This window comes from Brevibacillus panacihumi W25 (assembly GCF_000503775.1).
Taxonomy (GTDB): domain Bacteria; phylum Bacillota; class Bacilli; order Brevibacillales; family Brevibacillaceae; genus Brevibacillus; species Brevibacillus panacihumi_A.
This window is the reverse complement of sequence record NZ_KI629786.1, coordinates 97,835-124,009: the sequence shown is the minus strand read 5'-3', so window position 1 is coordinate 124,009 and position 26,175 is coordinate 97,835. Positions and strand designations below refer to the sequence as shown.

Annotated in this window: 20 protein-coding genes; 18 read left to right on the top strand and 2 right to left on the bottom strand. The window is 35.8% G+C overall.

Annotation, left to right across the window (positions count from 1 at the left end):
• Positions 1 to 116: 116 nt before the first annotated feature.
• Positions 117 to 470 carry a helix-turn-helix domain-containing protein gene (locus T458_RS50055; protein ID WP_023558694.1) on the top strand — a complete coding sequence of 118 codons (354 nt, stop codon included), beginning with the start codon at positions 117 to 119 and terminating at the stop codon, positions 468 to 470.
• Positions 471 to 663: 193 nt separating this feature from the next.
• Here T458_RS50055 and T458_RS50050 read toward each other — a convergent pair whose 3' ends face one another.
• Both T458_RS50050 and T458_RS50045 read right to left on the bottom strand, forming a co-directional pair.
• Positions 664 to 2,847, bottom strand: coding sequence for a GTPase domain-containing protein (locus T458_RS50050; protein WP_023558693.1), 2,184 nt, complete (start codon positions 2,845 to 2,847; stop codon positions 664 to 666).
• A 517-nt stretch (positions 2,848 to 3,364) separates the two neighbouring features.
• Positions 3,365 to 4,735 (bottom strand): hypothetical protein, encoded by a 1,371-nt coding sequence (locus T458_RS50045; protein WP_144083904.1) that lies wholly within the window; start codon positions 4,733 to 4,735, stop codon positions 3,365 to 3,367.
• A 227-nt stretch (positions 4,736 to 4,962) separates the two neighbouring features.
• On the opposite strand from T458_RS50045, the gene T458_RS50040 reads away from it, so the two are divergent.
• The 17 genes from T458_RS50040 (at position 4,963) to T458_RS49970 (ending at position 26,174) form a co-directional block, all read left to right on the top strand.
• Entirely contained in the window at positions 4,963 to 5,802 is an 840-nt protein-coding gene (locus T458_RS50040) for a heteromeric transposase endonuclease subunit TnsA (protein WP_023558691.1), read from the top strand.
• Positions 5,799 to 7,976 (top strand): Mu transposase C-terminal domain-containing protein, encoded by a 2,178-nt coding sequence (locus tag T458_RS50035; protein ID WP_023558690.1) that lies wholly within the window; start codon positions 5,799 to 5,801, stop codon positions 7,974 to 7,976. The genes T458_RS50040 and T458_RS50035 overlap by 4 nt, the downstream gene beginning before the upstream one ends.
• Entirely contained in the window at positions 7,957 to 9,702 is a 1,746-nt protein-coding gene (locus T458_RS50030) for an ATP-binding protein (protein WP_023558689.1), read from the top strand. Before T458_RS50035 ends, T458_RS50030 begins: the two co-directional genes overlap by 20 nt.
• Before the next feature lie 72 nt (positions 9,703 to 9,774).
• The gene (locus T458_RS50025; RefSeq protein ID WP_171819415.1) at positions 9,775 to 11,610 is read left to right on the top strand and encodes a TnsD family Tn7-like transposition protein; all 1,836 of its coding nucleotides are present in this window, start codon (positions 9,775 to 9,777) and stop codon (positions 11,608 to 11,610) included.
• Positions 11,611 to 11,627: 17 nt separating this feature from the next.
• A complete protein-coding gene (locus tag T458_RS50020) occupies positions 11,628 to 13,532 on the top strand; it encodes a TnsD family Tn7-like transposition protein (protein ID WP_023558687.1) in 1,905 nt (634 codons plus the stop codon).
• Between the two features lie 571 nt (positions 13,533 to 14,103).
• On the top strand, positions 14,104 to 14,436 hold the full coding sequence (locus tag T458_RS50015) for a transposase (protein WP_023555126.1): 333 nt from the start codon (positions 14,104 to 14,106) through the stop codon (positions 14,434 to 14,436).
• Positions 14,427 to 15,356, top strand: a complete 930-nt coding sequence (locus T458_RS50010) for an IS3 family transposase (RefSeq protein ID WP_023555125.1) — start codon at positions 14,427 to 14,429, stop codon at positions 15,354 to 15,356. The genes T458_RS50015 and T458_RS50010 overlap by 10 nt, the downstream gene beginning before the upstream one ends.
• Before the next feature lie 1,136 nt (positions 15,357 to 16,492).
• Positions 16,493 to 16,999 (top strand): deoxycytidylate deaminase, encoded by a 507-nt coding sequence (locus tag T458_RS0129305; protein WP_023558686.1) that lies wholly within the window; start codon positions 16,493 to 16,495, stop codon positions 16,997 to 16,999.
• Positions 17,000 to 19,705: 2,706 nt separating this feature from the next.
• Entirely contained in the window at positions 19,706 to 20,743 is a 1,038-nt protein-coding gene (locus T458_RS50005) for an S-adenosylmethionine:tRNA ribosyltransferase-isomerase (RefSeq protein ID WP_023558685.1), read from the top strand.
• A gap of 231 nt (positions 20,744 to 20,974) precedes the next feature.
• Positions 20,975 to 21,259, top strand: coding sequence for a PqqD family protein (locus T458_RS50000; protein ID WP_023558683.1), 285 nt, complete (start codon positions 20,975 to 20,977; stop codon positions 21,257 to 21,259).
• Positions 21,260 to 21,264: 5 nt separating this feature from the next.
• A complete protein-coding gene (locus tag T458_RS49995) occupies positions 21,265 to 22,266 on the top strand; it encodes a thymidylate synthase (RefSeq protein WP_023558682.1) in 1,002 nt (333 codons plus the stop codon).
• Complete coding sequence (locus T458_RS49990; RefSeq protein WP_023558681.1) at positions 22,266 to 23,192, top strand: phosphotransferase; 927 nt, start codon at positions 22,266 to 22,268, stop codon at positions 23,190 to 23,192. Before T458_RS49995 ends, T458_RS49990 begins: the two co-directional genes overlap by 1 nt.
• Before the next feature lie 17 nt (positions 23,193 to 23,209).
• Positions 23,210 to 24,079, top strand: a complete 870-nt coding sequence (locus tag T458_RS49985; protein ID WP_023558680.1) for a thymidylate synthase — start codon at positions 23,210 to 23,212, stop codon at positions 24,077 to 24,079.
• Positions 24,069 to 24,560, top strand: coding sequence for an NUDIX domain-containing protein (locus tag T458_RS56160; protein WP_051410131.1), 492 nt, complete (start codon positions 24,069 to 24,071; stop codon positions 24,558 to 24,560). Before T458_RS49985 ends, T458_RS56160 begins: the two co-directional genes overlap by 11 nt.
• Positions 24,561 to 24,572: 12 nt before the next feature.
• Positions 24,573 to 25,196: a dTMP kinase gene (locus tag T458_RS49980; protein WP_023558678.1), complete on the top strand. Its 624-nt coding sequence runs from the start codon at positions 24,573 to 24,575 to the stop codon at positions 25,194 to 25,196.
• Entirely contained in the window at positions 25,189 to 25,896 is a 708-nt protein-coding gene (locus tag T458_RS49975; RefSeq protein ID WP_023558677.1) for a hypothetical protein, read from the top strand. The genes T458_RS49980 and T458_RS49975 overlap by 8 nt, the downstream gene beginning before the upstream one ends.
• The gene (locus tag T458_RS49970; RefSeq protein WP_023558676.1) at positions 25,887 to 26,174 is read left to right on the top strand and encodes a PqqD family protein; all 288 of its coding nucleotides are present in this window, start codon (positions 25,887 to 25,889) and stop codon (positions 26,172 to 26,174) included. Before T458_RS49975 ends, T458_RS49970 begins: the two co-directional genes overlap by 10 nt.
• The last annotated feature ends 1 nt before the right edge of the window (position 26,175 follow it).

The window sequence follows — 26,175 nt, the reverse complement described above, 5'->3', positions numbered from 1 at the left end:
AGGTGTGCAACCAGTAAAAAATCTGTGCAACCGGTAAAAAAAGTGTGAAACTGCTTAGTTCAGTCCCGATGATGGAGTTGCATCGGGACTTTATTCTTTTTAGAGGGTGATTCAATGTGACGATAGGCAGACGAATAAAAATGGTTCGAAAGACGAATAATGTGAACCAAGAAACCTTTGCCAATCAAATAGGAATTTCTCAAGCTACTCTAAGCGAATTGGAGCAAGATAAATATAAGCCCTCAGTTGATACTATAACGGCTTTAGCTACAAAGTATGGGGTAAATATTGAATGGTTGCTACTCGGGGTTACAAAAGAATCTTTAGAGGAAACTCAAGTGATGTTTCGTACTCACTATATTAGTGAGAAAGAGGGAGTCTTGATATCGGAGTTTAGAAGACTTAAAGCTTTGGATCAAGAAGAAATTATGGATTTTATTCAATTAAAAATAATGAGATACGGGCAGTAGTATTTTGAAGAAATTTTTAAAACAAAGAAAACATAGATTTTGACTTCGCTATAAGTCTCTTAAGAACTTTAAAGGTTTGATAAATTCCCTGGTTTATATATTGTAGTTTATGTGTATTTATTCTGCTTTACGTACAACACGTCATAAGAAAATCAAGGCAGCAGAAAATTCCGCCACCTTGAGTAAATAAATCTTAAGCAAGATATGTGTACTTGTTGAAGACAAGGGACAATGCAGTTTCCATTTGTCTTTGCAATGCCGTTACTAGCATATTAACATGCTCCACTTCACTTGGAACTTCTTGCTCAACATTAGTTATAAACTTGGCATACATATCAAACTGGGTTTGGTCAATATGAAAAAGCTTTAAGGATTCAGCCAGTAATCCATCGAAAATGGATTGTCTCGTGTAGGCAGTTTTCATGAGGTTGCTTAGAATCTGATAATACAGTACATCTGCAGCAAAGTCCTCGCTAACTAATTGTTGAATAACTGTGGTTACAAATCGTTTTTTATCTTCTTCAGTTTCAAATACACCATTATAATCTACTGCAGATTCTGTCAATCTAGCGATGAATGAGGCAGAAATAAGATTTGCAAGATTTGCCGGATAACGAACATGGAACGAATCGAAATGCTTGTAATAATTACGATCGATGTTAGAATCCCAACCTTCGCCGATTTTTAAGCGGCGTACCAATGCATTGAATCCATTGCCTTGGGGCCGCCTGCCTTGATTGTGGGCAATATTTTGAACGGCAGGGTCTATGACTTGCTTTTTTGTCTCCGCTTCTTCCCAAACATTTCTTAAACACTGAAACACTTTCTCTGTGTTTACATCAGACGGTTGCTTCGTCCAAGAAAGATTATTACTGAGACGGAACTTAATGAAATTCTCAGCATTCCCTTGATTTTCTGAAATCACATTGATGATTTTTTTTACTACCGCATCGACACCGAAAAGTGGAGTTAAGCTTTGCTTATCTTGCATACTAACAGGTTCTTTGAACATGGCAGGAAGAACATATGCATTTCCTTGTTTTCGTTGGTTCAGTGCTTCTTTAATGGAGAGAGTTTGTTGCTCAGCCCGTTCCAACACTTCTACTTGAATATCTTTCGAATTCTTTACCGGACCGTCACCAAATAGATCATCGATGCTGTTTAAGGAATGCTTCTCTTTCTGCAGATTGTCTGCGTACTCGTCTGCTTTATTGCAAAGGAGCAGTACTGGTGCACCTTTTTTGAATTTAGTAAGTTCTTGGGACAACTGAATTTCGAATTTTGTTCCGTTTGGATTTCCGTGCATTGGTGTGAGGCAGATCAAAGCATCGTATCTTGCACGGTAAAGCATATTTTCTAAACGTTCCTGTTCCGTATTTTCATCGGCACTACTGTGGTAAAGACCCTGTGTATCGATTAATGTAAAGTTATAGTAACCGTTAAGATTCTCATACACGGAACGAACTGGATGGTTTATTTTATCTGCTTCAATCGCTTCCCGAACAGGTTTGCTCATCGGTAGGTGTATCACTATTTCATCGCAAAGTACCTCAACCGATAATTTTTTACCTTGTTGGATGTTATTGTTTGAGAAAAATGCCAATATGAAATCCTTGTGTAACGATGGGGTATTAACATCGATGATGTAAAAATAATAACCGTCGAAAGATAGGTCTGATTTCGCAAAAAACGAATGGAAATATTGATCCAATGATTCGTTTAGCTGCAAGTACACTTGGGATAACACATCTTGAACTTGTGGGTCTGATTCAATGAAAGAAAGCATTTTGTCATCGATGGCTTCCTTTAGTTTCTTAGAGCTTTTTTTGGCTTCATTTGCATCTAGGCTATTTGATGCATGGTTGAAAATTTCGAAACCGTAAGTTTTTAGGAAAGTGGCAAGTGGTCGGCATAACAAGCGTACTGCAATCAAACGCTGTTCTTCTGATGCAAGAGAGTACTGTGCCTTTGTATTGATTGTGTTGGTGAACACAATCTGTAGGTCTTTTTTGACTTCAGATTCAAGGTCGGATATATCCATTGTATGTAGTTTTTTGTGATAGCTAGAGATTTTTCCGGCCATACGGGAAGTCACTAAGTGAATAAATTCTGAGAGGGAAACATATGGAGTTTTAGGTTTTACGCTAACAACGATGTGATTATCGATTTCATTGGTAAACACGAGGTGCCTGTTAATAATTGTTGAGCTACCTTCACCAATCGTTAGCCGTAAAATTCTTGCTGCTTCCTCCGTTGTAAACTGAGCTGTTGCCGTTGTTTTCCCGGAAGCGGTAGGAGCGAAAAGCAATGCGGTGATTCCATTCGGTCGAAGTGTCACTTGAGACGGGGCTTGAATTAATTTGTCGATCAGCTTCATAAACGACTACCCACTTTCTGTAATTTGATTTTGGAAACCAAAAAACCACCACGCTACAGAGTAGGGGCGGTAATGTACAGAAAGGAATAGACGGACAATGCATAAATATAGCATGCGTCTTAACCAAGCTTTTCATCGCGCTTCCTACTTGTTGGCACCCTCTCGGGAAATTGCCGTTATAAGTTTTGAAGGCTGGTGTATTTGGTTTTGTATTACTTAGTATATTCAGAAGATTAATGAATGTCAAGATTTTTTGTAATAAATGGTTTTCAAAAATTTTAACAACGATCAGAACGCTGTAAATTTATATAAGGATTAAGGATCGGATATTCTGGTTTCACGGTAAAAAAAGCAATAGTATTGCAATAAGCAGCAGTGGGATTGAGGAGATGATGATTCGATGGAGGGAAATAGTTGTCTTCCAATGCACCGCATCGGCCATTCTGAATATTTTTATAAACATAAAGATATATCCCTGAATCTCCTCTAAAATTAACTAAGAATATACCCGCCTTTTCTATATTTTTTGGGACGAAATCAAATCCTCAGCCATTGAGTAAAGGGAGTTTTCAACACACAGTAAGCGCCAATGAATATTTCCATTCAAATGAGTTTTATCTGAGTAGTGCTGGATTTTGGATTGATTAAATATTAACCTTGTTAAACCAGAAATAGAGTATACTTTGCCATCCGAGTGCCACTGTACAAGTATTTTGTTGGGTTCCTTCACGATTGTTGCTTTATAGCGAGGATCTTTCTCGTCGAATTCATTCAATTTTTTAGGTGGTATAAGTATTATTTCATCCCCGTGGTGTAACACTTTGTTGTCAAACAATATTTGTAACGTGTTAGATCTCCGTTTTTTTTGATGACGAGAAGTCACATGGGGAACATCTTCTTTAATTAATTGAATAAAATCCGCAAAAATATTTTCCTTCTTAACAAAAAGTACTGTTTGATCTTGAATCAATTGATTTTGGATATTCATTGTAAAATTTGCTTCGGGTAACTTTCGGTTAATAAGTTCGGAAACAGATTCAAAATGTACGTCTGATTTTCGTAGTGAATGCCATGTTAGTAATTTGATCTGTTTATTAGGAGTATCTATATTGAATATCCATGGAGAATGCTCAAAAATCCAATAAGTATCGGAAACTATGGTAGAGAGAAAAGAATGGTATTCACTATCATGGCTCAATTCAAATTGCTCCATATCTAGGGCTAACCAACCGGATTTAATTAACGACCACTGATGATTTTTTTGATGTGTTGCGAAGTTAACGCGGAGATGTCCATTAAAGATGCTTCTCTCTACATTCCTGTACGAAAATGTTGCCCCACCTGAAAAGTCGCGTCTAATATCCATTAGATAAGTAGCAAGTGCCTTCCAATTTCCTGTGATTACATCGCTATAATTTTTATTTTGAAATAGAGCTTCAAGTTTTGAAGAAAGAAAGTAATAGTCATCTTCATTGACTCTTATAGATAGTTCAGACAAAAAATCTTCATAAAGGGATAGGCGTTTATGTTCACTGAAATATGGTAGTTGCAGTGGTTGATGAATAGTGGTTGTGTTTTCGAAGAGCTCCTTTAATTTGGAGTTCTTTTCTTTATGGTTGAATAATAGCCATGGTGGAATACCTAAGAAATCAGCTGCATCTCGTATTCTTGGATAACTTACTGTTTTTAAACCTTTGTTTATTTTGGATGGCCACCTTGTTGTATCATTAATCATTTCACAAAGAAAACGAACTGAGCAATCAATACTTTGAAGTAATACGTTTATCAGATCAAGGTCAACCCACTCTACATAAGCTTTTTCAAACTCAACTCTCCATTTAGTACTATCAGTTTCAAACTTATTAATCAAATTATTCAGGGTATTCATCTCCGATTTGCGCCAAAAATCGATAATTTTGCGCCAATAAATAAAACTATCTTTTCTTATAATACTATTCATATAACAAGAGTTCACGAGAAATGAGGTAGAAAGATTATAGAAAATGATCGAACTCCAAAATATCGATATATCAATATTTTTTTGTGTAAACATAAAAATTATTGGAAAACCTAAAAGTGTATGTGAAAAACAAACATTAGGGGGTATGTAAAAACGTGTCAAAGCGAAAGTGCTCAACAACAGCATCAGTCATTGAAAGAAGAATTAGGGAAGGGAGAGGGAAAGGGAATTTTGCAGATTATAAACCCTGGTTAACTATTCATGATGTCCCTTCTAAAGGAGTAGTCACAAGAATTTTCGGGTGGAAGAGTGGTAGATTACATCACTATTTGTCCGAAAATTATGAGCTATCGCATCATTACCAATTGGAGTGGGCTCAGGGTGTCATAGATATACGTGAACAATATCCACTTTTGCCTCTCGAAAAGACTTTATTCATTGCAAATAAATTAGGTGTAAGGCATCCGATTGACCCAAAAACAAAGCATCCAATCGTTATGACTGTCGATATGTTGCTAACTGTAAATGGAGCGGACGGTCATGAATACTTAGCCCATTCTATAAAACCGATTTCCAACTTAAATAAGAGGGTTTTAGAAAAACTGGAGATTGAGAGACAGTATTTCAAGGACATTGGAATAAAATGGAGCCTCATTACAGAAAATCAGATAAATTATGATTTAGCTAAAAATGTTGAATGGCTACACTCTTCACGTAATCTCGAAGGGTTAGATCATAATATTCCACCAATCATTGGTAAGATAGCGCAGAGTCTTTTAGAAGCTATTCAGAAAAAGGATAAGCCTCTTGCCAAAACAACACAGGAACTTGATAAGAAACTGGGGCTTGCACCAGGTACATGTATCCAAATAGTTAAGTACCTAATTGCAAATCGAATTTGGTTGGTGGACATGACTATAAGAATTCGCCCAACTATGGATCCACTTGATGTTGAACTTAACAGATTTTATAAGGTTGGTGAAACATTATTATGAGATTATTTGTTAACAATGTTTTTGAGTATAAAAAAGATGGAAAGCTTATCGAATGCGAAAGAGTACTGTGGATGAATCGCGAAAAGGATGCGGTCATCACGATTTCTATAATAGACAAAAAGGCCCTACCAGTGCGGAAGATACTATCCGAGCTCGAGCAAGAGATAGAGGAGGGAAAAGTACTTAAACTCGAGTTCGAACCGTATTCACAATATATGGTTCCTGAAGAGAAGTTAACAACTAACGAACTCAAAGTTAGAGATAATGCTTGGCTTTGTATAAAAGATATCGTTGACTTGGAACCGAATATATACGACCCCCATGAAAGATATCAAATGATAAAAGAAGTGTGTTCGAAAACTGGGAAAACAAAAAAATATATTTATAAATATCTCCGTTATTATTGGATGGGTGGGAAGATGGAGAATGCACTGCTTCCACGATTTCGAAAGTGCGGGGGGAAAGGCAAACTTAAAAACCCAAAGAAGAAAATGGGGAGGCCTAGACTTACTGCGATAATTAGTCCTGAACATGTTGGTGTATCTGTGAATGAGGGCGTGCGGAAAATATTTGATGAGTTTATTCGATTGGTCTATTTAAAGGTAAATCGAAGGGATTCTGTAAGATTCACATACATCGAGATGCTAAAGAAACGTTTTAACATAGGAATGGAAATAAAGAATGGAAGAGAGATACCTATTATCCCTCCAGGATATAAGGTCCCCAGTATTGCACAGTTAAGATATCATATTCGAACACATTACAGAAGAAAAGACACATTAATAGCACGAGAGGGCAGCGTTACCTTTGACCGCGATTTTAGACCATTACTTGGTTCAGAAACGAGAAAAGCAGCAGGACCAGGTCATATATTTCAAGTAGACGCAACGGTAGCAGACGTTTACTTAGTGAGTGCAGAAGATCCTAATTTGATAATTGGTAGACCTGTTGTCTATGTCGTGGTTGATGTCTGGACACATATGGTAGTTGGTATGTATATCGGCTTTGAGGGGCCATCCTGGCAAGGTGTAATGATGGCTATTGAAAATACGGCAGTCAATAAGGTCGATTTTTGTGCGGATTACGGTATCTCTATCGAACAAGAAGAGTGGCCCTGTCACCATTTACCTGAGTCGTTCTATGCAGATAGAGGAGAGATGGAGAGCAAGAATGCGGATTCGCTAAGCAAAGCATTAGGAATAAAACTCAAGAATGCTCCTCCTTATCGAGCTGATTTAAAAGGTATTGTAGAACAACAATTTCGCACGTTGAATGTTACTGTCCAGCCGTGGATGCCCGGTGCTATCAAAAAAGAATATATCAAGCGTGGTGGTCCAGATTATGTTCTAGATGCAAAGTTGACTCTTAAAGATTTTACTAAAATGATGATTGAAACGATTCTCCATCGAAATAATTATCATTACATGGAATATTACCCATTAGATAAAGCGATGTTGAGGGACAAAGTTAAGCCGATTGCCAGAGATTTGTGGTGCTGGGGGATAAAGCATGATCATTTCCTAAAAGAGGTCCACCCGGATATTGTACGGTTAAACGTTTTACCAGAAGCCAAAGTAACCGCTAGTCGTGAAGGTATATATTTTGAGGGTATGTACTATGGTTGTGGAGAGCTTGCTGAGCAGGGATGGTTTGTGCAAGGAAAATCAATAAAAACTCTAATCGCATATGATCGGCGCAGTGTAAACCATGTGTATGTGAAGTCACATGACGGGAAGAGTTTTATCAAATGTAATCTACTCGAAAAATCATCCCGATTTTATGATTTGAGTTTGGAAGAAGTTAAAGAAATTCGACATGAAGAGAAGATTAATAAGGCCTTGTATAACGATACGGTTCAACTTCAAAAAGAAGTAGAGTTAAGTGCAAAATTAGAAGACATCAAATCCAAAGCAGAGCAAAGAATGGAAGACCTACGTGATGCTAATTTAACTAAAACGGAACGAAAGACCGGCATTCGGCAGAATAAAAAAGAAACACGGGACCGACTCCGCAAAGAACAACGATTCGAATTAAATAAAGCGAAACAAAATGAAGCTAATAGAGAAACAGAGGATAGAGTAGCTACCATTGATTCATATAAGCCAAAGTCAAAAATCGCTTTCCTATTAAAAATTAGATCGGGAGGTAATGAACATGGTTATGAGAGTAAGTAGTGAGTCAAAGTATCAATATACGCCCAGTCTTATTGGACGGCAAGTCGAGGCTCAGTATTTATCACAAGAGGTAGTGGGCTATCAGGACAATCCGTTCATTGAAGCACTGCCGCCCATATTTGAAGAATCCTATGTGGCAGCTAATATAGGCAAATATCCACACTACCACGAGGAGCAACGTAAACTTGGAAAGCAAACACGGTTACATCTAGTTCAGCAGATTTCTGATTATGTTGAACCATTGCCGGCACATTTGCTTGTGGAGCAACGTTTATCTAGATTAATCAGGCATGGTTATAAGGCGAGAAATCCGTTTGCAGCAGAGAGTGTAAGGCAATTCCATATTGGCTTCAAGGATATTCTTCAAGCGGGTATTGATGAAGCTGGAGTCAATTTAGCAGGTCTCAGATCTACTGCTGCAGGATTTGCTATTCTTGGTGTAAGTGGGCAAGGGAAGACAACTGCAATTGAAAGTACTCTTCTGTTATATCCACAAGTTATTCACCATTCGACTTATAAGGATCAGCCATTCATACGCAAACAGTTGGTATGGCTTAAGTTAAATTGCCCATTTGACGGATCTTTAAAGGGTCTGTGTTTAAATTTCCTACAGGCAGTTGATTCACACCTTGGCACCAATTACTTTCAAAAAATTGTTTCTAAAGGTTCATCTGTAGATATTTTGATTCCCGTAATGGCTCATATTGCTACACTCCATGGACTAGGTGTACTCGTGATAGATGAGATTCAAAATCTGAGCTTTATGAAGAGTGGTGGAGCAGAAAGAATGCTCAATTATTTTACCCAATTGATTAATACGATAGGGGTACCAGTGGTATTAATTGGGACGTTTAAAGCTATGAAGCTATTATCGGGATCATTTAGCCAAGCAAGAAGAAGCACGGGACAAGGAGATTTAATATTGGATCGACTAATGGAAGGGGATGAATGGGACTATTTTATTGAAAATCTATGGAAATATCAGTGGACGTCTAAACAAACTGCACTGACATCGCCTATAAAAAAACGAATGTATGAATTATCGCAGGGAATAGTGGATATTGCGGTTAAACTTTATATGCTTGCTCAATGGGAAGCTATGGAGGATGAAGAGGGAAATGAAAAAATAACTGCACAATTATTAAAATCCGTGGCAGATCGTCATATGCAGCTGGTCCAACCCCTCCTAAAAGTTCTAAAACGCAATGATCCGAATTCATATGCGTCAGTCGATGATTTATATCCCAAATGGGAAGAGTTGGACCAATTTATGCAAAAGGCTACTGAGAAGATAAATTTGCAAGGCCAAATTAGAACTAGGATGATACGAGATGCCATGGTAGAACAAGATCAGGATAAACTCGAAGAACTCATCAAAACGGCAATGGACTTTGGTGCATCTCCCGAAGTTGCTGAAGTGATTGCTCAGAGAGTATTAAATCGGAACGAGGCAGAGTGTGACTTCGTTAAGTTACGTAAACAAGTAGTGCACGAGGTGAGTGTAACTAACGTAGACAAGGAGATTGATAAATCTGTAGATGAGGAAGAAAGTAGTAAAGGGCCAGTACGAAAAGGAAGGAAAAAGATAGCTCCTCAAGTACGTGATGAAGATAATTTAACAAATGCAGTTCAGAGTAAGACTGATAAAGGAGAGGTAATTTATCAAAAGCTCGTTGAGCTCGGTAATGTACCCAACGAGGACGAATTGGCTAAATTAATCGTGTAAAAATGAATTGTGTTTTAAACTAGACCATTATTAGAAAAACTAGTAATAGAATCTAAGAAAGGGATGATTCTATTGCTAGCGCATTTCCCAAGATTATTACCTGACGAATTATTGTATAGCGGACTAGCCAGATATCATCTGACGTCAGGTAATAATTCAGAAAAACAGACAATAAAAGACCTGTTTGGTAATCAACTTACAAGCGCAACAATAGACTTACCTAGTAATTTGAACTATTTATCAGAACAGCTTCATAATGCGTATTCTGTTGAAACTCTTATAAGGAAGCATACGATTTTCCCCTATTATTCTTCTTTTTTAAACACGGAGAAATCTACTGAGATATACAAGCGCATGGTACGCAGTTCGCCATCGGGAGAAGTACATATAACATTAGGAATGCCTTCATGTCGAATTAAGTCATCGAAATATTTAAAGTTCTGTAAGGTTTGCTATACCCAAGATACTGCTAAGTATACGGAACCATACTGGCACCGGGCACATCAAATTCCTGGAGTTAACATTTGTCACATACACGAAGTTCCGTTAACTGAATCGAATATTCGTTACTCCACAACAGATAGGAAATTTATGTTTGCCCCACTAGTACAAATTGGACTTGATAAATGTAAGGATATCGAAATTAAAAGAGACTGGCAGAATTATATGTTATTACTAGCAAAAGAATCTGCAAAGTTATTAAATTCCCATGAACGTGGAATCATGTCTATCCCGAGTTACACAGGTGTGCTTAGCGATAAAGGATATATTTCCCCTACTGGGAGGATCAAATTTGTTAAGCTAACGCAAGATTTTCGAAACTATTACACGGATGAATTCCTTGAGCAAATGGGGTGCGATATCAAATCTTATGATTCATGGTTTCATAAAATGATGCGAGATCCTTATGAGGTATGGCATCCACTACGTCATTTACTTTTTTACTTGTTCTTAGATATAAATGGTCACCAAATTAAACAAAAATACCTCCCATTTGGGGAAGGACCATGGCCTTGCCTCAACAAAGCTGCAGAACATTTTGGAAAACCAGTTGTTGAGCAATGTACCATAACACGATCTTCAAAAGACGGAATTCCTATCGGCACTTTTAGTTGTGAGTGTGGGTTTATTTACTCAAGAAGTGGTCCTGATAAGACGAAAGATGCAAGAATTAGGATTGGAAGAATAAAATCTTTTGGCCATACATGGTATCAAAAGTTAAACGAGCTAAGCCTGCAGGACTTATCTTTACGAAAAATAGCTAATTTATTGGGTGTTGACCCAGGTACGGTTAAAAGACAAAATTTCCATTTACACTCCAAAGACTTAAAAAATAATAGAAGTGGTACTAAAAAAGAATTACTTATTCGACGAAAGCGGTTTCTTAATTCACTCAATGAGGCAAATAGTAAGAACATTTCTGTTAGGAGTTTGAATGGAAAGGATTATACCTGGTTATACAGGCATGATTGTATTTGGTTGGGTAGAGTTATTCGAAAAGAAATAAGAAATCAATATAAATCACAACATACAATCGTAGACTGGCAAAAGAGGGACGAATTTATATTAAAGGAGATACAGCATGCTGTTTCCGAGATCAAAGAAGCTACCCCACCTAAACGAATTACTGTAGCTGCAACAATAAGAAATATAGAGAATAATCTTCCAGTAGTACTAGAAAAATGTCTGCATAAATTACCGAGAGCTAGTGAGTTTTTATATGAACAAATTGAAACTACTGAACAATTTCAGATACGTCGATTAGAATGGACTGCAAAACAAATAAGGGAAGGGGGGAACATGATTATAGCATGGAGGTTACAGAAAACTGCGGGACTTAAAAAGCCTCTTAGTAAACGAGTTCAGGATAGGTTTAATGAAATAATTAATAGCCAGGAGAGTAATTAGAGAAGGGGGATCACGGAGTGGAGAACATAATGTTTTTTCCAACCCCATTACCAAATGAAGACTTCAGAAGTATATTGTATCGTTATCATATGTACTCACTAAATCGAGAAATTACCGACACAAATATTGAGTTATTTGGTTCCAAATCGAAATTTACAGTATTCCCTAGGTCACTAGAAATTTTGCTACAAAAACTTCCTTTTTGCAAAGAGTTACAAGCCCAGACTATTATTGAGAAACATACTTTGTTGCCTACTTTCCTTCCTTTTCTTTCTGAGAGTCGTACTAATTCTATTCTCAAGGACATTTTACATAGAGCAGAGCTAGAGGAAATCTGCGTAGGGAAATTGGTGGGGAGTAAATATGGAAAGAGTGTATCTGAGGAGATTAAATATTGCCCTCAATGCATAGAAGAAGATTGGGAAATTTATGGGGTTTCATACATTCATCGTGAACATCAATATGCATTTATCCATACCTGTTTTAAGCATTCTGTAGACTTAATAACACAATGTGATGACTGTGGAACAGAACTAATGTACACCCCTATTTTGGGCAGATGTAAAAGTGGACATAATATAATGTATAGAAAAAGTAGCAACATGAATGATCAGTTTGAAAAAGAATTACACATGGATTTGAAGTTTTTATTTATTCATTCAACAGAAATAAAACTATGGCTATTTAAGCAAAGATTTTGGGAATACCTTAATGTAAAAGGTTTTCTTAAAATTGGTGGTAAGCAAATACGACAGCAAGTTTTTATAAAGGAATTTCTTAATGCTTTTACACATGAACAATTTTTGAGGATGGGTATTGAAATAAACTATATTAAAAAATGGAACTCAATCGAACGAATCTTAGGTTACAAGACCGATCCTTTGGTAGTCAATGTACCTCTTAGCCTGTTGCTGATCAAGTTTTTAGCTGGTTCCCTAGAAAGGTTCATATTAAAACCAGTTCCATTCGTCAGTGAAATTCCGTTCGGAAATGGTCCGTGGGTTTGTAAAAATAAGAATTGCCCTGAGTATATGCAAAGTACCATTCATAAATGCGCTCGTACGAAAAATGGGCTAGGGGGAATAAAAGGCCAGTTTATTTGTGAATGTTGCCAGGCAGGGTATGTTATGGAGTGGAAAAAGGGTTCGGTAATTAAGAGGAGTCGTTATCGTAATAATGTTTTTTTCTCAAAGGCAAAAGAAGATCAAGTTGTACACCTCTTAGGGGAAGGTGAAACATTGGGGCGAATTGCCACAAAACTTTTCTGTTCTGTGGATTTCGTTCGTAAAGTGGCTAAAGAACATTCCATGAGTATGCAATTTAAACTACTGATAGTAGGGAATGAAATTGCAGCAACAAGTGAAATTTCCGAAGAAAGCCAACAAAAAAAACAATATAGACAGACGATTGTGAATTTTATGCAGAGAAACCCTGAGTTTAGTAGGAATCAAATTCTTACTAAGTATAGAAAAGAGTATGCTTGGTTAAGACGAAATGATGCGATATGGTTTGAAGAAAACTTACCTCTTTCAAAGTCATTTGTAAGGTTTGATTGGAACGAGTTTGACGTGACATTAGAAAAGAAAATTAGAGACTCTGCCAAAAAATTAATAGAATCAAATCCTAATACAAGGGTAGGTAAATATTCAATTATGGCAACTCTTTCGAAAAAAGAGGTAGGTAGACTTAAGACTTACATACAACATCTACCCAAAAGCAATAATGCACTTATAGAATGTTCCGAAACAAAAGAGCAGTACCAGCTCCGACATTTGCCTGCATTAGTTTGGCAGCTCAAAACGTATTATAACTATAAGCAGATTACGGTCGAAACAATTCAAGCTTATAGAAGGTCTTATCGCGGGATAACAGATGATTTTAAGATTGTAATTAGTGAGAGGTTAAGAGAATTAAACGAATAAATTTACGAGTAAGGAGTCCGTAGTCAAAGGGACTCCTTTTTTGGATGATCTAAGGTTGTTCGATTAACTCGCAATGAAGTATGTGAAAAATAAAAAAAGGGGATCATTTGCCATATGGTATAGTTTTTTATCTTTCCTGGGGAATTCATCATCTAGAAAATCGTGACGTCTATGTTGGTTGAGGTTGTTCTTTGGTAAACTATTAGTATATAAAATTGGCTAAACGATTATGATAATGAGGTGGCTGCTCTATATATAGCCATGCGTGATCATGTTGACGAACTATGCGAAATAATTATGAATACACTTCCAACAGTTGAATTATGGCGAGAAATAAAGCAAAGAGAACTTTCCACTAACATCATTAGAACAAAGGATTCCGAACACTATTTTTAAATAGAACGACATTCAGTGGTATTCTTAAGGAAAATCCAATAGGTGGCATTGAACAAAAAAGTAAGTATACAATTGATTGTAGATGTACTCCAAACTCTTAAGCCCCAAAATTGGATTTGAGTCTACCCCCCTTATCTTGTTAAGCTGGTATCAGAAGAACAGAGGGGGATTTTTTATGCAACGAAAACGCTATCCAATCGAGTTTAAACAACAGCTGGTTCAAGAAGCCCAAGATGCAGGAAATGCAAGCCAAGTTGCCAGACGGCATGGGATCGATGCGAAAATGTTGTATCGTTGGATACGTGATTCGAAACATGCGGATTGGAAAAACACTCCTGCCGAAGCCAAAGCGGTAACGAGTTATACTCCGAGCCCGGGAGAATTTCGTGAATTGGAAACCGAGAATGATCAACTGAAGAAACTACTTGGAGAAAAGGATTTGGAAATCGCGATCCTCCGTGATCTTGTAAAAAAGGTGAACCCAGCTTATCGGACAAAGTGGAAATAGCCGACAAGTGGATACAGCTGGGGTATACAGCCAAATTGGTGCTACGTATTGTCGGCATCCTTGAAGCAACCTACTACTATCGGAAAAATAAGGCCTCTCAAAAGCCACGGGTTTACCATGGAGGGCGGCCGATCCCTGGTTATTCATTGTCAACGGACGGACAACCTGTCAGTGACGAGCAAATTAAAGAATGGATATCGGAACTGATTGCGGATGAAGAATCTGCTTATGGCTATCGAAAGCTTACGGTCTGCCTGCGGCGAGATCACCAGTTGATCATCAACAAGAAAAAAGTGTACCGCCTGCTGAAAGAAGAAGGACTTTTACAACCACAACGAAAAAAGAATAGTCATCATCCCCGGAGGCTTGCCAATAACCGAGAGATCACCGCTCCGAATCAATTGTGGGAGATGGACGTAAAATACGGATTTATCGCCGGGGAACATCGTTTCTTTTTCCTGATGAGTCTCATTGACGTCTATGATCGAGCGATCGTAGACTATCATTTTGGTTTGTCATGCGAAGGAAAACATGCATCTCAGATTCTTCAAAGAGCTTTGTGGAAACGGCAACAATTCGACAACGAGAATCCCCCTGTTATCCGTACGGATAACGGTCCGCAGTTTATTAGTCATGTATTCGAGGAGGCCTGTCAAAGCTTCCGAACCGTTCACGAACGAATTCCTCCAAAGACGCCAAACAAAAACGCTCACATTGAGTCCTTTCACAGCGTTTTGGAGAAAGAATGTTTGCAGCGGAATGAATTTCAGAGCTATCAAGAAGCCTATGAAACCGTGACAAACTATCTGCTCTTTTACAATCAGCGCCGGATTCACGGAAGCTTGTACGATTTATCACCTGTAGAATTTGGTAAAGCTTTTACCCTGCAACGCATTACACCATTTGTTGTGAAAGTGTAGTGTGGCAAAGGATTGCAGAACGATCCCTACTTCAACCTAGCTGACAAGCAGAAAGGAAACCGTCTGGGGTCAAGTGATCTCCTTGACGCTAGACGGTTTCCTTTCTAGACTCCGACTCCAAGGTGGTTGAAGTAGGGAAGAAGGAAGAATCATATGAAAATGCGAGAATAAGGGAGAAAGACTCTAATTTTGAGGGGTTAAACCGCAAACAGTTTGTGTGAACAGGTCCAAAAATGTAATAAGATGTCACAAGGCGTACCTTCAATTAGGATTACGAAAACAAGAATACTCCGTTGTCTTATACCAAGAAGGTTTGAAATCTTCGTGGAATTACTCCGCAAAATTAAGCATGGATTAATGGGTACGTGGTAACCGAACTTTGGACATTACACAATAACGACTAGGGGTAAGACATTTGGAAAAGTAGGTAACGGTGCGAATTAATTTTATTTAATGCCTAGTTAATACACTATTACTTCAATAGTCCTATCTATCTAGATCTCACCCTAAAGTATGTATGGTATGTAATATGAACATTAGTGCATTACTCGGATTTTAAAGAAGAATAGTACTCAAAAGATATATCCGTTTGAATCTATCACGTATGTTATGGCCAAATCTCATCATGATGAAGATAAAATTATTATCGTTAGTGAAAGGTTCAACCGGAAGGAAAAGAGAAGGGATGGTCAAGGAAGATATTATGGATATAAAGCCGTGAAGATAACATTTTTGTGTGCCAACGATCTTATAGAGGGATATCAAGTGAGATGAAAACATTGCTCTCTCAAAGGCTATGCTAGATGAACGATTTATGAACTTGCCAAAAATAAATTGGGAAAGTTACGAATAGATTTGACTCTCTTGAATTGAGAGCTCCATAGAGAGTTTTTTAGGTTTCTGTGGTATTCGAATAATTGGTAGTACCTATCTCCCGTCAACCAAACTAGGTTTTCCTCTGAATTGAACCGTAGAAAATGGTTGTTCGAAAATATTTACGAGACCAGTGTTAAGTTATAAAATATTGATCTGTAAATTGCATAATCCGATATTAAATAATTTTCACAACAGTGATTTATGAGCTAAAAGAAATAGAATAATTATTATAAACTAACAACAATGGAGGAGGCTAAGAAATGAACCAAAGAGATATAAAAAGCTTTGAAAGATTAAAGGAACGTTTTAAAATCAATATGGAGTTTGCTATAAGAATCGGTCAATTATCTACTTGTGATCGAGCGCAAGTAGGAGCAGTTTTGTATGATCCTAAGAAAAAAAGTATTAAAAGTATGGGTTATAATTCTTCATTATCTGGACATCCACATTGTGATGAAGTTGGGCATTTAATGGTTGATAATCATTGTCTTCGTAGTATACACGCAGAGATTAATTGTTTATTAGATGTACAAGATGCAGCGGATTGTATTTTATTTGTTACACATTTTCCATGTATAAATTGTGCAAAAGTGATAATAAAAAAAGGAATTATTGGAGTTGTATACTTAGATAGTTATAGAAAAAGAGAGGAGACAGTAAGTATTTTAGAGGAAGCAAAAATAAATATAGCCTTATTCGAAGAAGTCGTGATAAATCCAGTTGAATATATGGAAAAGTTCGGAAATTCCGCATTGATAAGTCGATAACTATTAGCTTATTTTACATGCTATTTTTTTAAAGTTACCCAATGAAATTTGTGTTCTTCTAAAATTTGAAGTTAAGGATAAACCTAGAGGAGTCTAGTCTAGGTTTATTTTTTGACTTAGGGAGGGTCCAAAGGGATTTCTAGGTTAACTTAACTAATCTATTATTCTATGCTAAACAGCCTTTATTTACATTCACGGAAGTTCTAAACAAAAAATTTATAAATGATTTGTACCAACTGGCAGCCTAAACCTTCACATTTGTATTTAAGGAGTTTAGGATATTATAATTGACCAAAAATAAGACAGAGAACCGAGTTATTGCTTGCTAATCTCAACGGAGCGTGCAATGAAAAACTATTCAAATTTTGTTACCCAAGGGATCAGGAATTTAACCGTTGAAATCGCTGTAAATAGTAAGTTAACTCCATGAATGTCAGTCAAAAGATTGACCACTATGGAAAAATTATTCCCACGATGGATGGGTAACCTTCTCATGATTACGATTGTTTTAGGCTTTGCTTAAACCGGTAACTGTCGCTGTTCGTTTCAAAAAAATATGTGCACGATGGGTAAGTCGATCCACTAAAGCAGTCGTTATCTGCACATCCTGATTGATTCAAATCTGCGAAGTCTCAATTACTCGGTATGATCATTCTTCCTTTTTCGTAGCGGTCAACACAGAATTAAAGAGTAGTTCCGCTCATGTTTTTTAAAGGAATAAACCTTACTTCTTCAAGAATGGCAAGATCGACTTTTGACCACTGTTTCACCAATTGAAGTAAACGCTTCTTTGATTGAGCCTCCATCGTCTTATTACATAATTTAACGAGTTTTCAGAATTGAACAGTGTAAGGAAAGCCTCCACCCTAAGGGAGACTGATAAATGTGTTTTCTTAGGCCCGAATCTCCGATAAAGATTACATTCTCAGCCTTCTTGATGTACTTACAGTAAACCTTGCCTGTTTGCGTACTGGTTGCAATTTGATTCGTATCTCGTTGCAAAACTTCTTGTTCCAAAGGAACCAAAAGGAATTCTTCATAAGGGATTTGACGTTCCATTGCAGCAAGCTATTACCGTAAAGAATTTCTTGATTCTGGGCAGAAATAATGTATTCAAAGAACCATAATCTTTTTTGCAATAAGTCATTATACTGGGTAAACATAGGGGACTTTTTTTGGAAAACAGGGACATTTTATTAAGAAAATGCGGATAAAGTTTTTCATTCTTCCAGACCGATGTTTGCACCGATCATAAACATCAGGTAATTCTGCCTTCTGCAAGTGCTGGGTGTATAGAACATTTCCAGTTCGGATCCACGTGAGATCTAGATAATGATCATAGTCAAAAACCTATTTTTTTCTCAAGACAGCGTTTACAGGTAGTGATAAGCTCTCCATTATGATAGATCGCAAGATCATCAGCATAAACGCGACACACTAACTCCTTTAGAGGCGTAAGAAACGGGTACGGAGTACGCGTTTTGCTCAAAGATAAATAAAGAGAGGGAATGTACTCTTGTCCGGTACGACCCGATAGCAATCTATGGGCTGAGATGGAAGTGGCAACATGTGCTCCTGAACTTCAATATAGGCTTCAGCCAATGTAGTTGTTGATCGAAGAACTTTCGTGTTTTCATAAGTTACGCCTTTTTCCAATAGCTAACCATTTAGCTCATATAAAAGAGGATATAGAAGGCAGTAGCGTAAAAAAACTGTTGATTGACTACTTTAACAAGGTTCTCAACCTGACCCTTTTAATTCCCTTTTGAAGATTCACTGAAGTAACTTTCGAACAAATAGTGTGCCCGTAATCGAATAACTACTCTTGCTCCTCCTCTATTTTTCCCCTCCAGAATCTTCTTCACGACAGTTTTTAAATTGTCATAAATAATAGCTTGAGGTACAGCTCCAAGAAACACGAAGGCATTTACATGACCGTGTAAAAGTGCTTCCTGTTTTGAACGTTTGGACAAAGATTTTCCGGCTATACGTGCAACGCAAAAAGTAACACCTGGATGGTAACTTGCTTTCCAAACAGCAGAATATCAACCTCAACTTAGTCAATTTAAGCAAACTTCCCTGGCGGGAGATGCTTTTGGTAGAGAGACGCTGTAGTTGTCTAACATAGCACCAATATTTAATTCACCGCCTGTGAAATCATAATCTACCATAAGTCTTTGGTAAATGCGTTTCGCAGTGTACCGCTGCTTTCGTAAGGGCTTGTTCATCTTGACGTAGTCACTTCAAGATGATTGGTTGAACAGATTCAGTGACTGGCTTTGGCTTAGGTTTGGATATCTTGTCTACGGGTTTACTGACAAACTCATAATTAGCCATCTGAAGTATTTTCTTTCCTCTTTATCTTGTAGTCTAAGCAACTTTAAGATACAGGAAAGAGGTGCTCAGGGGCAATTTTTTTGTAAGCTTGTAAGCGTATACCACAAAGTGATCAAGAATGAGATTATCATTCTCAAATCCTTAATCAACTTGATATTTTATAAGTTAATAGTGTGAATGAACTGCCAAAAGAATATGGACCAAACTGGTAGGGTTGTTAAATCGACAAAAAAATGTAAAAACAGAGTTGATATTCCAAAAAAACCCTGATAAAATATGGAAAAGAGGTTGGGGTGTTTACAAATTTTGATAATTTCTCAGAATGAATTGCAATTTAATAAATAAAAATAAATAGAAGGGGAGAAAAGAATGAAGGTTAGTGAACTCGATTTTGAACTTCCTCCAAAATTATTAGCAAGAAGACCAAGAGAAATAGATGGTCAAAATAGAAGTGATAGTCGTATGTTGGTCATCCAAAAAAGTCAGAATAAAATAATTCATGACAATATTAGAAATATTGGGAGCTATCTAAGTGAAGGTGACCTAATCGTTTTAAATAACAGCAAAACTATTAATGCTGTTTTTCAAGGAAAAAATAAAAATGTGGGTTTTGTAAGTGTAGCCTTATGCAGTCAATTAGACAAACGACGTTGGTTAGCTACATTACATAATACTTTTAAGGATAATATGGCAAATCAAATCTTTGAAGTAGGTGAGGGGCTAGAATTTAAGATAATTGGCCCAAGTAATGATATATATGGTCTATTCGAATTGGAGTTAATTCATGAAGAAGAGCTTATCTTCCTATCTGAAAAATACGGGAGACCAATAATTTCAAACTACACTGAAAAAATGTGGTCACTTGAATATTACCAAAATGAGTATGCAACAATTCCTGGATCAGTAGAGTTACCTGCAGCAGGGAGACATTTTACAAAAACATTATTAGAGGAATTGAAAAATTCAGGAATAGAAATAGAGTATATCACTCTTCACACGGGTTTAAGTTCAATGACCATAGAAACAGAAGAACTGGAAGAGCACCAAATGTACTCTGAAAGTTATTCTATATCAGAGAATACTGCTCGTAAAATTAATGAGACTAAAGAAAAAGGTAATAAAATAATAGCAATAGGTACTACTGTTACTCGGACATTAGAAAGTTCTGTTAATGAAAACGGGGTTATTCAAAGTGGAAGCTCTTGGACTAATCTATATATTTATCCAGGCTTTGAGTTTAAAGTCATTGATGGTATAGTAACTAACTTTCATGGGCCAAGAACAAGTCGAATCGCCTTAGCTGCAGCCATGGCTGGACAAAGTTTAATAATGGACGCTTACAGAGAAGCAATACAAAAAGAGTATCTGTTCTATGAATTTGGGGATGCAACGTTGATTTTTAAATAGAGAAAGGAGGTGAATTAAATGAAACAATATGAATGCCCTGAGTTGCTTTTGGTTGGTGATTTGGAAGAAATGGTCTCCTATCTGAATGAGTTCTCTACTTTCAATAAGTGCAGAACAGATTTCAACAAATGTAGAACAGATCTTACTTTCAGTAAATGCAGAGCGTAACTTAACAATGTTTTTGGGCGGAGGTAATGTGCCTCCGTCCATAGTAAGGAGAGTAATTATTGGATGTTAAGTAAAAATAACGTTTATTACTATAGTCTAGACCTGAAAATATTTAATACGGAAGAAGGTATTGGGATACATAGTTTTATTGACGACAAATATTACTTTCTTAAAGGAATAAGTGAACGCATTTGGAGTGAATTGGATGGAATTAAGACTGTCGAAGAGATTATTTTAATTTTGAAGAATGAATACAATGTGTCTCCTATTAAGTTGGAAGAGGATTTAATAGCATTTATTTATAGTTTACTTAGAAATAAATTAATAGTAAGTGTGGGAGGAAATTAACTGTCATGATGAATTACTATCGCTTTCGAACGCCTGGGGAAATGTTTCATGGTATGCTTCGCAAAGTGGTACAAGAAGGAAGAGAAACAAAATTTAATAAGGTTTTAAATGCGAGACAAATAGATTTTGTCTTTTGTGAAATTGATAAACCCTTGCTGAAATGTGAATTTCAAAGCCTATCGTGTATGCTTTTTGACATTGTAGAAACAATATTTGTTTTATCAGGACGAACAGACTCATACGTTTTAAAACAATATAAAGGAGCAATGGAGTTTTTTGATCAAAATGGACATTTTCCAGAGGCAGTTGGACCAAGATTATACTCAATTTATGGAGATCAAATAGCAAAGTGTTTAGCTGTTTTGTCTGAAGATCATGAGTCAAGGCAAGCAATAATATGTTTGATGAATCCTAAACAAAAACATATGCCTTGTTCAACTTATATTCAGTTCCTTATCAGAGAAGGTAAGCTCGACATGTATTTGAATTATAGAGCGACCCATATGCTCGATTTTACAAATAGTGACACACATACTTATTCTACATTATTAGAATTGATGGCTGGGTGGTTAAAGGTTGAGGTTGGACGCATGTATTATAGTTCTACCTGCTTACATGTTACTGAGCCGTTTATAAAAGCGAATGAGTTAATTAACAGGGGACCGATAATTAACTATAACGTCTCTTCAGGACAGAATATAAAAGTCGAATGTGACTATTCCTCATATAGGGAAAAATTTTCCTTTACACTGGATGTATTAACTAAGTGGCACCAGAATGGAATAAGTGATAATGTTGAGAATTACTTTTCTTCCATAAACCATTACGAACTACCGTATTTTCTAAAATATTGGCTGAAAGTTTTGTTATTAGGAGTATTATACGGTGAAAATCGAAACGAAGAGTTGATTAGAGAGAAATTATCATTGTTAGAACAATCGGATTTGAGGATTAGCTTTGAGTATTTTATTTCAAATCCAGCACACAAATCTTTGGAAGTGGTTTAATGTATGACAGTATACTCCGGTATTTAAGTAATAATTATCCAAAAATCAGTGTTAATACTATTGAGAAAATAAATGTCGATAGTCTTAATAATGTATATAAAATTAAAAGTGATCAAAAATACTTTATCTTGAAATTTTATAAGAATATAACCCACTCTACATTGGAAAGAGTACTGAAGATACAAAGTAATTGTTCTGAACATAATATTGCACCATCAGTACTTTTAAATGAAGAAAATTCATTTATTACAGTCGAAGAAAATCATATGTTTACTATGCAGGAATATTTAGAAGGTGAACATCCTAGCACAGAATGTAATCAGCATACGTTAAATGCCATCGCTCAACATATGCATGTAATGCATGTGGTTTCTAAAAATATAGAATTACCCAATAGAAAACTATCAAAAAATTATGAAGAGATTATGAATGAAATAGTGAATTATCAATCTTACTTTCATACGAGAACATCAGAAAATATTGCTATAAATTACATTAGTGATTTACTAGACTTACGTTATAGAATTATTCAGAAAAATAAAATCTCTTTTTCTCCACAGCATTTGTCGCTAACTCATGGAGATTTGAAACCTAGTAATATAATTATTAGCCATTGCGAAGGAGAAAAAGTAAAATTTATTGATTTTGATTATGCCGGGATTAATGATCTATGGATTGAAATAGGTAGGGCGGCTGTATTATTAAGCAATTATGATGTAAAGAAAATGTGCTATTTTCTTGAGTGCTACTCTTTCGTATCTAAAGCAGAATTTAGTATCGAAAAAATTATACAACAATTACTAAGTTACCTTATCCAAAGTAATTTCCCGATATATATTTACGATTCAATTAAAATTGAAAACTTAATTACTGTTGTAAAAGAGAGAATTAAGTTAATTAATTTCTGCTTAGATATTACAAAGTAATTTTAGGGGGTGTATGTATGTATATAATTGGGGACGACTTTGATTCTGTTTATACTCAAGTATGTAAATATATAACTGAAAATGGTAATATTTCATCGCCACGTGGTCTTCATACACATGAAATATTAGGAGCATTCGTAAGGATTAATAATCCTAGAACAAGAATGTTACAAAACAAAAAGAGAAATATATCAATACCTTTTGCAATTGCTGAATGGTTATGGTGCATAAAAGGTTCAAATAATTTAAAAATGTTAGAGTACTATGCTCCAAGTTACGGAAAATATTCTGATGACGGAGAAACATTATACGGAGCATATGGTCCTAGATTTATTGGTGAGTTACCAAAAGTTATTAGCTTACTAAAAAGGGACCCAGATACACGAAGAGCGCTGATTCCAATATATTCTCATCGGGATGTAGCAGTAAACAGTAAAGATATACCTTGTACGTGTGGAATTCAATTTTTAATAAGAGATCAACAATTACATGCAATGGTTCATATGAGATCTAACGATGTTTATTTAGGCTTACCATATGATGTTTTTAATTTTTCTATGATGCAAGAGTATGTTGCTTCTATGCTTGGGGTTAGTATTGGGACTTACACTCATTTAGTTAATAGTTTACATGTTTACGATAAGCATATTCAAATTGTTGCTGAAATAGGACACAGCAAACCAGAATATATATATGAAATGCCAGCGATGCCCTTTATGCAGCAAGAAGAACAAATTGAAATGCTCATTTATTACGAAAGTAATTTAAGAAGAGGTAAAGAAATTAATTTGAGCCAGTTTAATGATTATTTTAAAATTCTAGCTCAACACTTGAAAGATTACGGAGATAAGAAGAGTGTAAAGGAGGATGTTGTCTATGCAAATTAGAGTGCAGGTTTCATGTTTAGCATTTAGGGATAATAAATTAGCCTTTATTAAAAGATTAAATCCTCAGTCATCTAATTATAATAAGTTTATTCCACCTGGTGGGCATGTTGAACTTCACGAGACATTAGAAGAGGCATGTAGAAGAGAAATGCAAGAAGAAACGGGATTATCAGTAGTTAACCTTAAAATGAAGGGTGTCGTTTCATTTATTGCTCACACGAGTTCATATCATTCAGTTTGTTTCTTTTTTGTAAGTAACTCCGTTGAGGGAGAACTTCAAAATAATGAACCAGAAAAGGTACAACCATGCTGGATAGATATGAAAGACATCGAATCTCACAATGCTATACCTGAATATCATAAAGCTTTTATTTCAAGAATGCTTTTCAAGGATGAATTCATGAATGCACGTGTTGAATGGTGTTTACCAGATAATCATATCGAATGGAAAATTGAAAATATTACTCCTATAAATATATAGAGAGGATTGGCTATGAATATTCATGGGAAATTTATTTGTATATATGGAATTGATGGATCAGGTAAATCAACATTAGCTCAAAATATTTCAACATATTTAAGCAATTTTAATGAGGTAAAAACATTTTATTCTCAAGAAGATGCGATATTTACACCTGAATTAGAAGCAGTAGCAAAGAAGTTAAATACCTCGCGAAGAGAGTGCTTTTCGCCAATATTAAGGGGGGGATCGTGGGGTTTAGACTTACTTCATAAATCAATGTATCATATCGAACCAGCTTTAGGATCCGGAAAAACTGTTATTACAGATAGGTATTCGATTTGCAACTTAGTTTATCCATATATAAATAATGTAGATATTGGAATATTGAGAAGAATAAATAACCTTTTGATTAAGCCTGATTTGAATGTGTATCTTGAAGTTCCTCATGAAATTGCTTGGCAAAGATTAAAAGAAAGGGGCAAAAAACTAACTCCAAAAGAAACGCCAGAAAAATTACAAGAAGCGATTAAGCTATATGATTACTTTTTCAAAATAGAATCAATTAGTGTAGAAAGGTTGGATGCAACATTATCAACAAACCAAGTAACAGACATGGCTATAGAATTAATTAAAAGTAGGTTTCTAGATGGTTGATATAACGAAAAAGTTTTTTCTTGAAGACATCTATATATCTCAAAAGGAGCCGTATTTACGTCCATTTTTATGCAAAACTTATCCAAAAGAAATAGGCATTTTCATAGTTGGAATAAATCCTGCAACACCAATTTATCCTAGTGATTTAGCGTATAAAGATTACATAAGTCTCTTATGTGATTACAATAATTTCAAGAAATTTTATATTAACAAAAGATTAAACCAAGGAAAGAAAGGAATATCAAGAACCAGAATAGGGATTGATAATCTCACATCTTGGATTGAGTATATTTCTAAAAAACAAGTTATAGAAACAAATGTGACTACTTATCCAACAAGTTCCTCTAGGGAACTTAAAAAAATTAATACAGAAATAATTTCAATTAGTCAAGATCTGTTTATTAAGACACTGAAAATATTTAAACCGAATATATTAATTATTCACGGTAAAGAAGCTTTCAACAGTTTATTAAATTTATTACTAAAAAAGAAAATTAGCTATTATTTAATGAATAAAGCAGAAGACATAAATGTAATTGAGAATTTGGGACCAGTTGCATACATATACTTAGAAAACCATTTGATTTATGTCTTTGCAATTAGACATTTAATGTATTTTGGAAGAACAGGTAACACATTTAATGGCTTTAAAAGTATCTTTTATAATTTTTTGCAAGGGAGTGAACATAGATGCTTGTAAAACCAGCTTACTTAAAGCGAGCCATTGATGTTATTTTTAGAAAAGTTGAAGACAAGGCATATATCGGGAAGCTTGACGGTACTGCTTTTGAGTTATCAGGTGTAGCATGGTTGATTTGGCAGTTATTAGACGGAGAAACATCAAACGAAGAGATTATTGAAAAAATAGCAAAAGATTATATGTTGGATAAGATAGAAATTGAAAAAGACTTGTTAGAATTCCAAGATATGTTATTGGAAAATGATTTGGCATATATTGTTATAAAGGATGAATTTTAAT

Excerpts from the sequence above, each read along its gene's own strand:
- T458_RS50050 (WP_023558693.1), bottom strand. The coding sequence starts at position 2,847 with ATGAAGCTGATCGACAAATTAATTCAAGCCCCGTCTCAAGTGACACTT.
- T458_RS50045 (WP_144083904.1), bottom strand. The coding sequence starts at position 4,735 with ATGAATACCCTGAATAATTTGATTAATAAGTTTGAAACTGATAGTACT.
- T458_RS50035 (WP_023558690.1), top strand. The coding sequence starts at position 5,799 with ATGAGATTATTTGTTAACAATGTTTTTGAGTATAAAAAAGATGGAAAG.
- T458_RS50030 (WP_023558689.1), top strand. The coding sequence starts at position 7,957 with ATGGTTATGAGAGTAAGTAGTGAGTCAAAGTATCAATATACGCCCAGT.
- T458_RS50015 (WP_023555126.1), top strand. The coding sequence starts at position 14,104 with ATGCAACGAAAACGCTATCCAATCGAGTTTAAACAACAGCTGGTTCAA.
- T458_RS0129305 (WP_023558686.1), top strand. The coding sequence starts at position 16,493 with ATGAACCAAAGAGATATAAAAAGCTTTGAAAGATTAAAGGAACGTTTT.
- T458_RS50005 (WP_023558685.1), top strand. The coding sequence starts at position 19,706 with ATGAAGGTTAGTGAACTCGATTTTGAACTTCCTCCAAAATTATTAGCA.
- T458_RS50000 (WP_023558683.1), top strand. The coding sequence starts at position 20,975 with ATGTTAAGTAAAAATAACGTTTATTACTATAGTCTAGACCTGAAAATA.
- T458_RS49995 (WP_023558682.1), top strand. The coding sequence starts at position 21,265 with ATGATGAATTACTATCGCTTTCGAACGCCTGGGGAAATGTTTCATGGT.
- T458_RS49990 (WP_023558681.1), top strand. The coding sequence starts at position 22,266 with ATGTATGACAGTATACTCCGGTATTTAAGTAATAATTATCCAAAAATC.
- T458_RS49985 (WP_023558680.1), top strand. The coding sequence starts at position 23,210 with ATGTATATAATTGGGGACGACTTTGATTCTGTTTATACTCAAGTATGT.
- T458_RS56160 (WP_051410131.1), top strand. The coding sequence starts at position 24,069 with ATGCAAATTAGAGTGCAGGTTTCATGTTTAGCATTTAGGGATAATAAA.
- T458_RS49980 (WP_023558678.1), top strand. The coding sequence starts at position 24,573 with ATGAATATTCATGGGAAATTTATTTGTATATATGGAATTGATGGATCA.
- T458_RS49975 (WP_023558677.1), top strand. The coding sequence starts at position 25,189 with ATGGTTGATATAACGAAAAAGTTTTTTCTTGAAGACATCTATATATCT.
- T458_RS49970 (WP_023558676.1), top strand. The coding sequence starts at position 25,887 with ATGCTTGTAAAACCAGCTTACTTAAAGCGAGCCATTGATGTTATTTTT.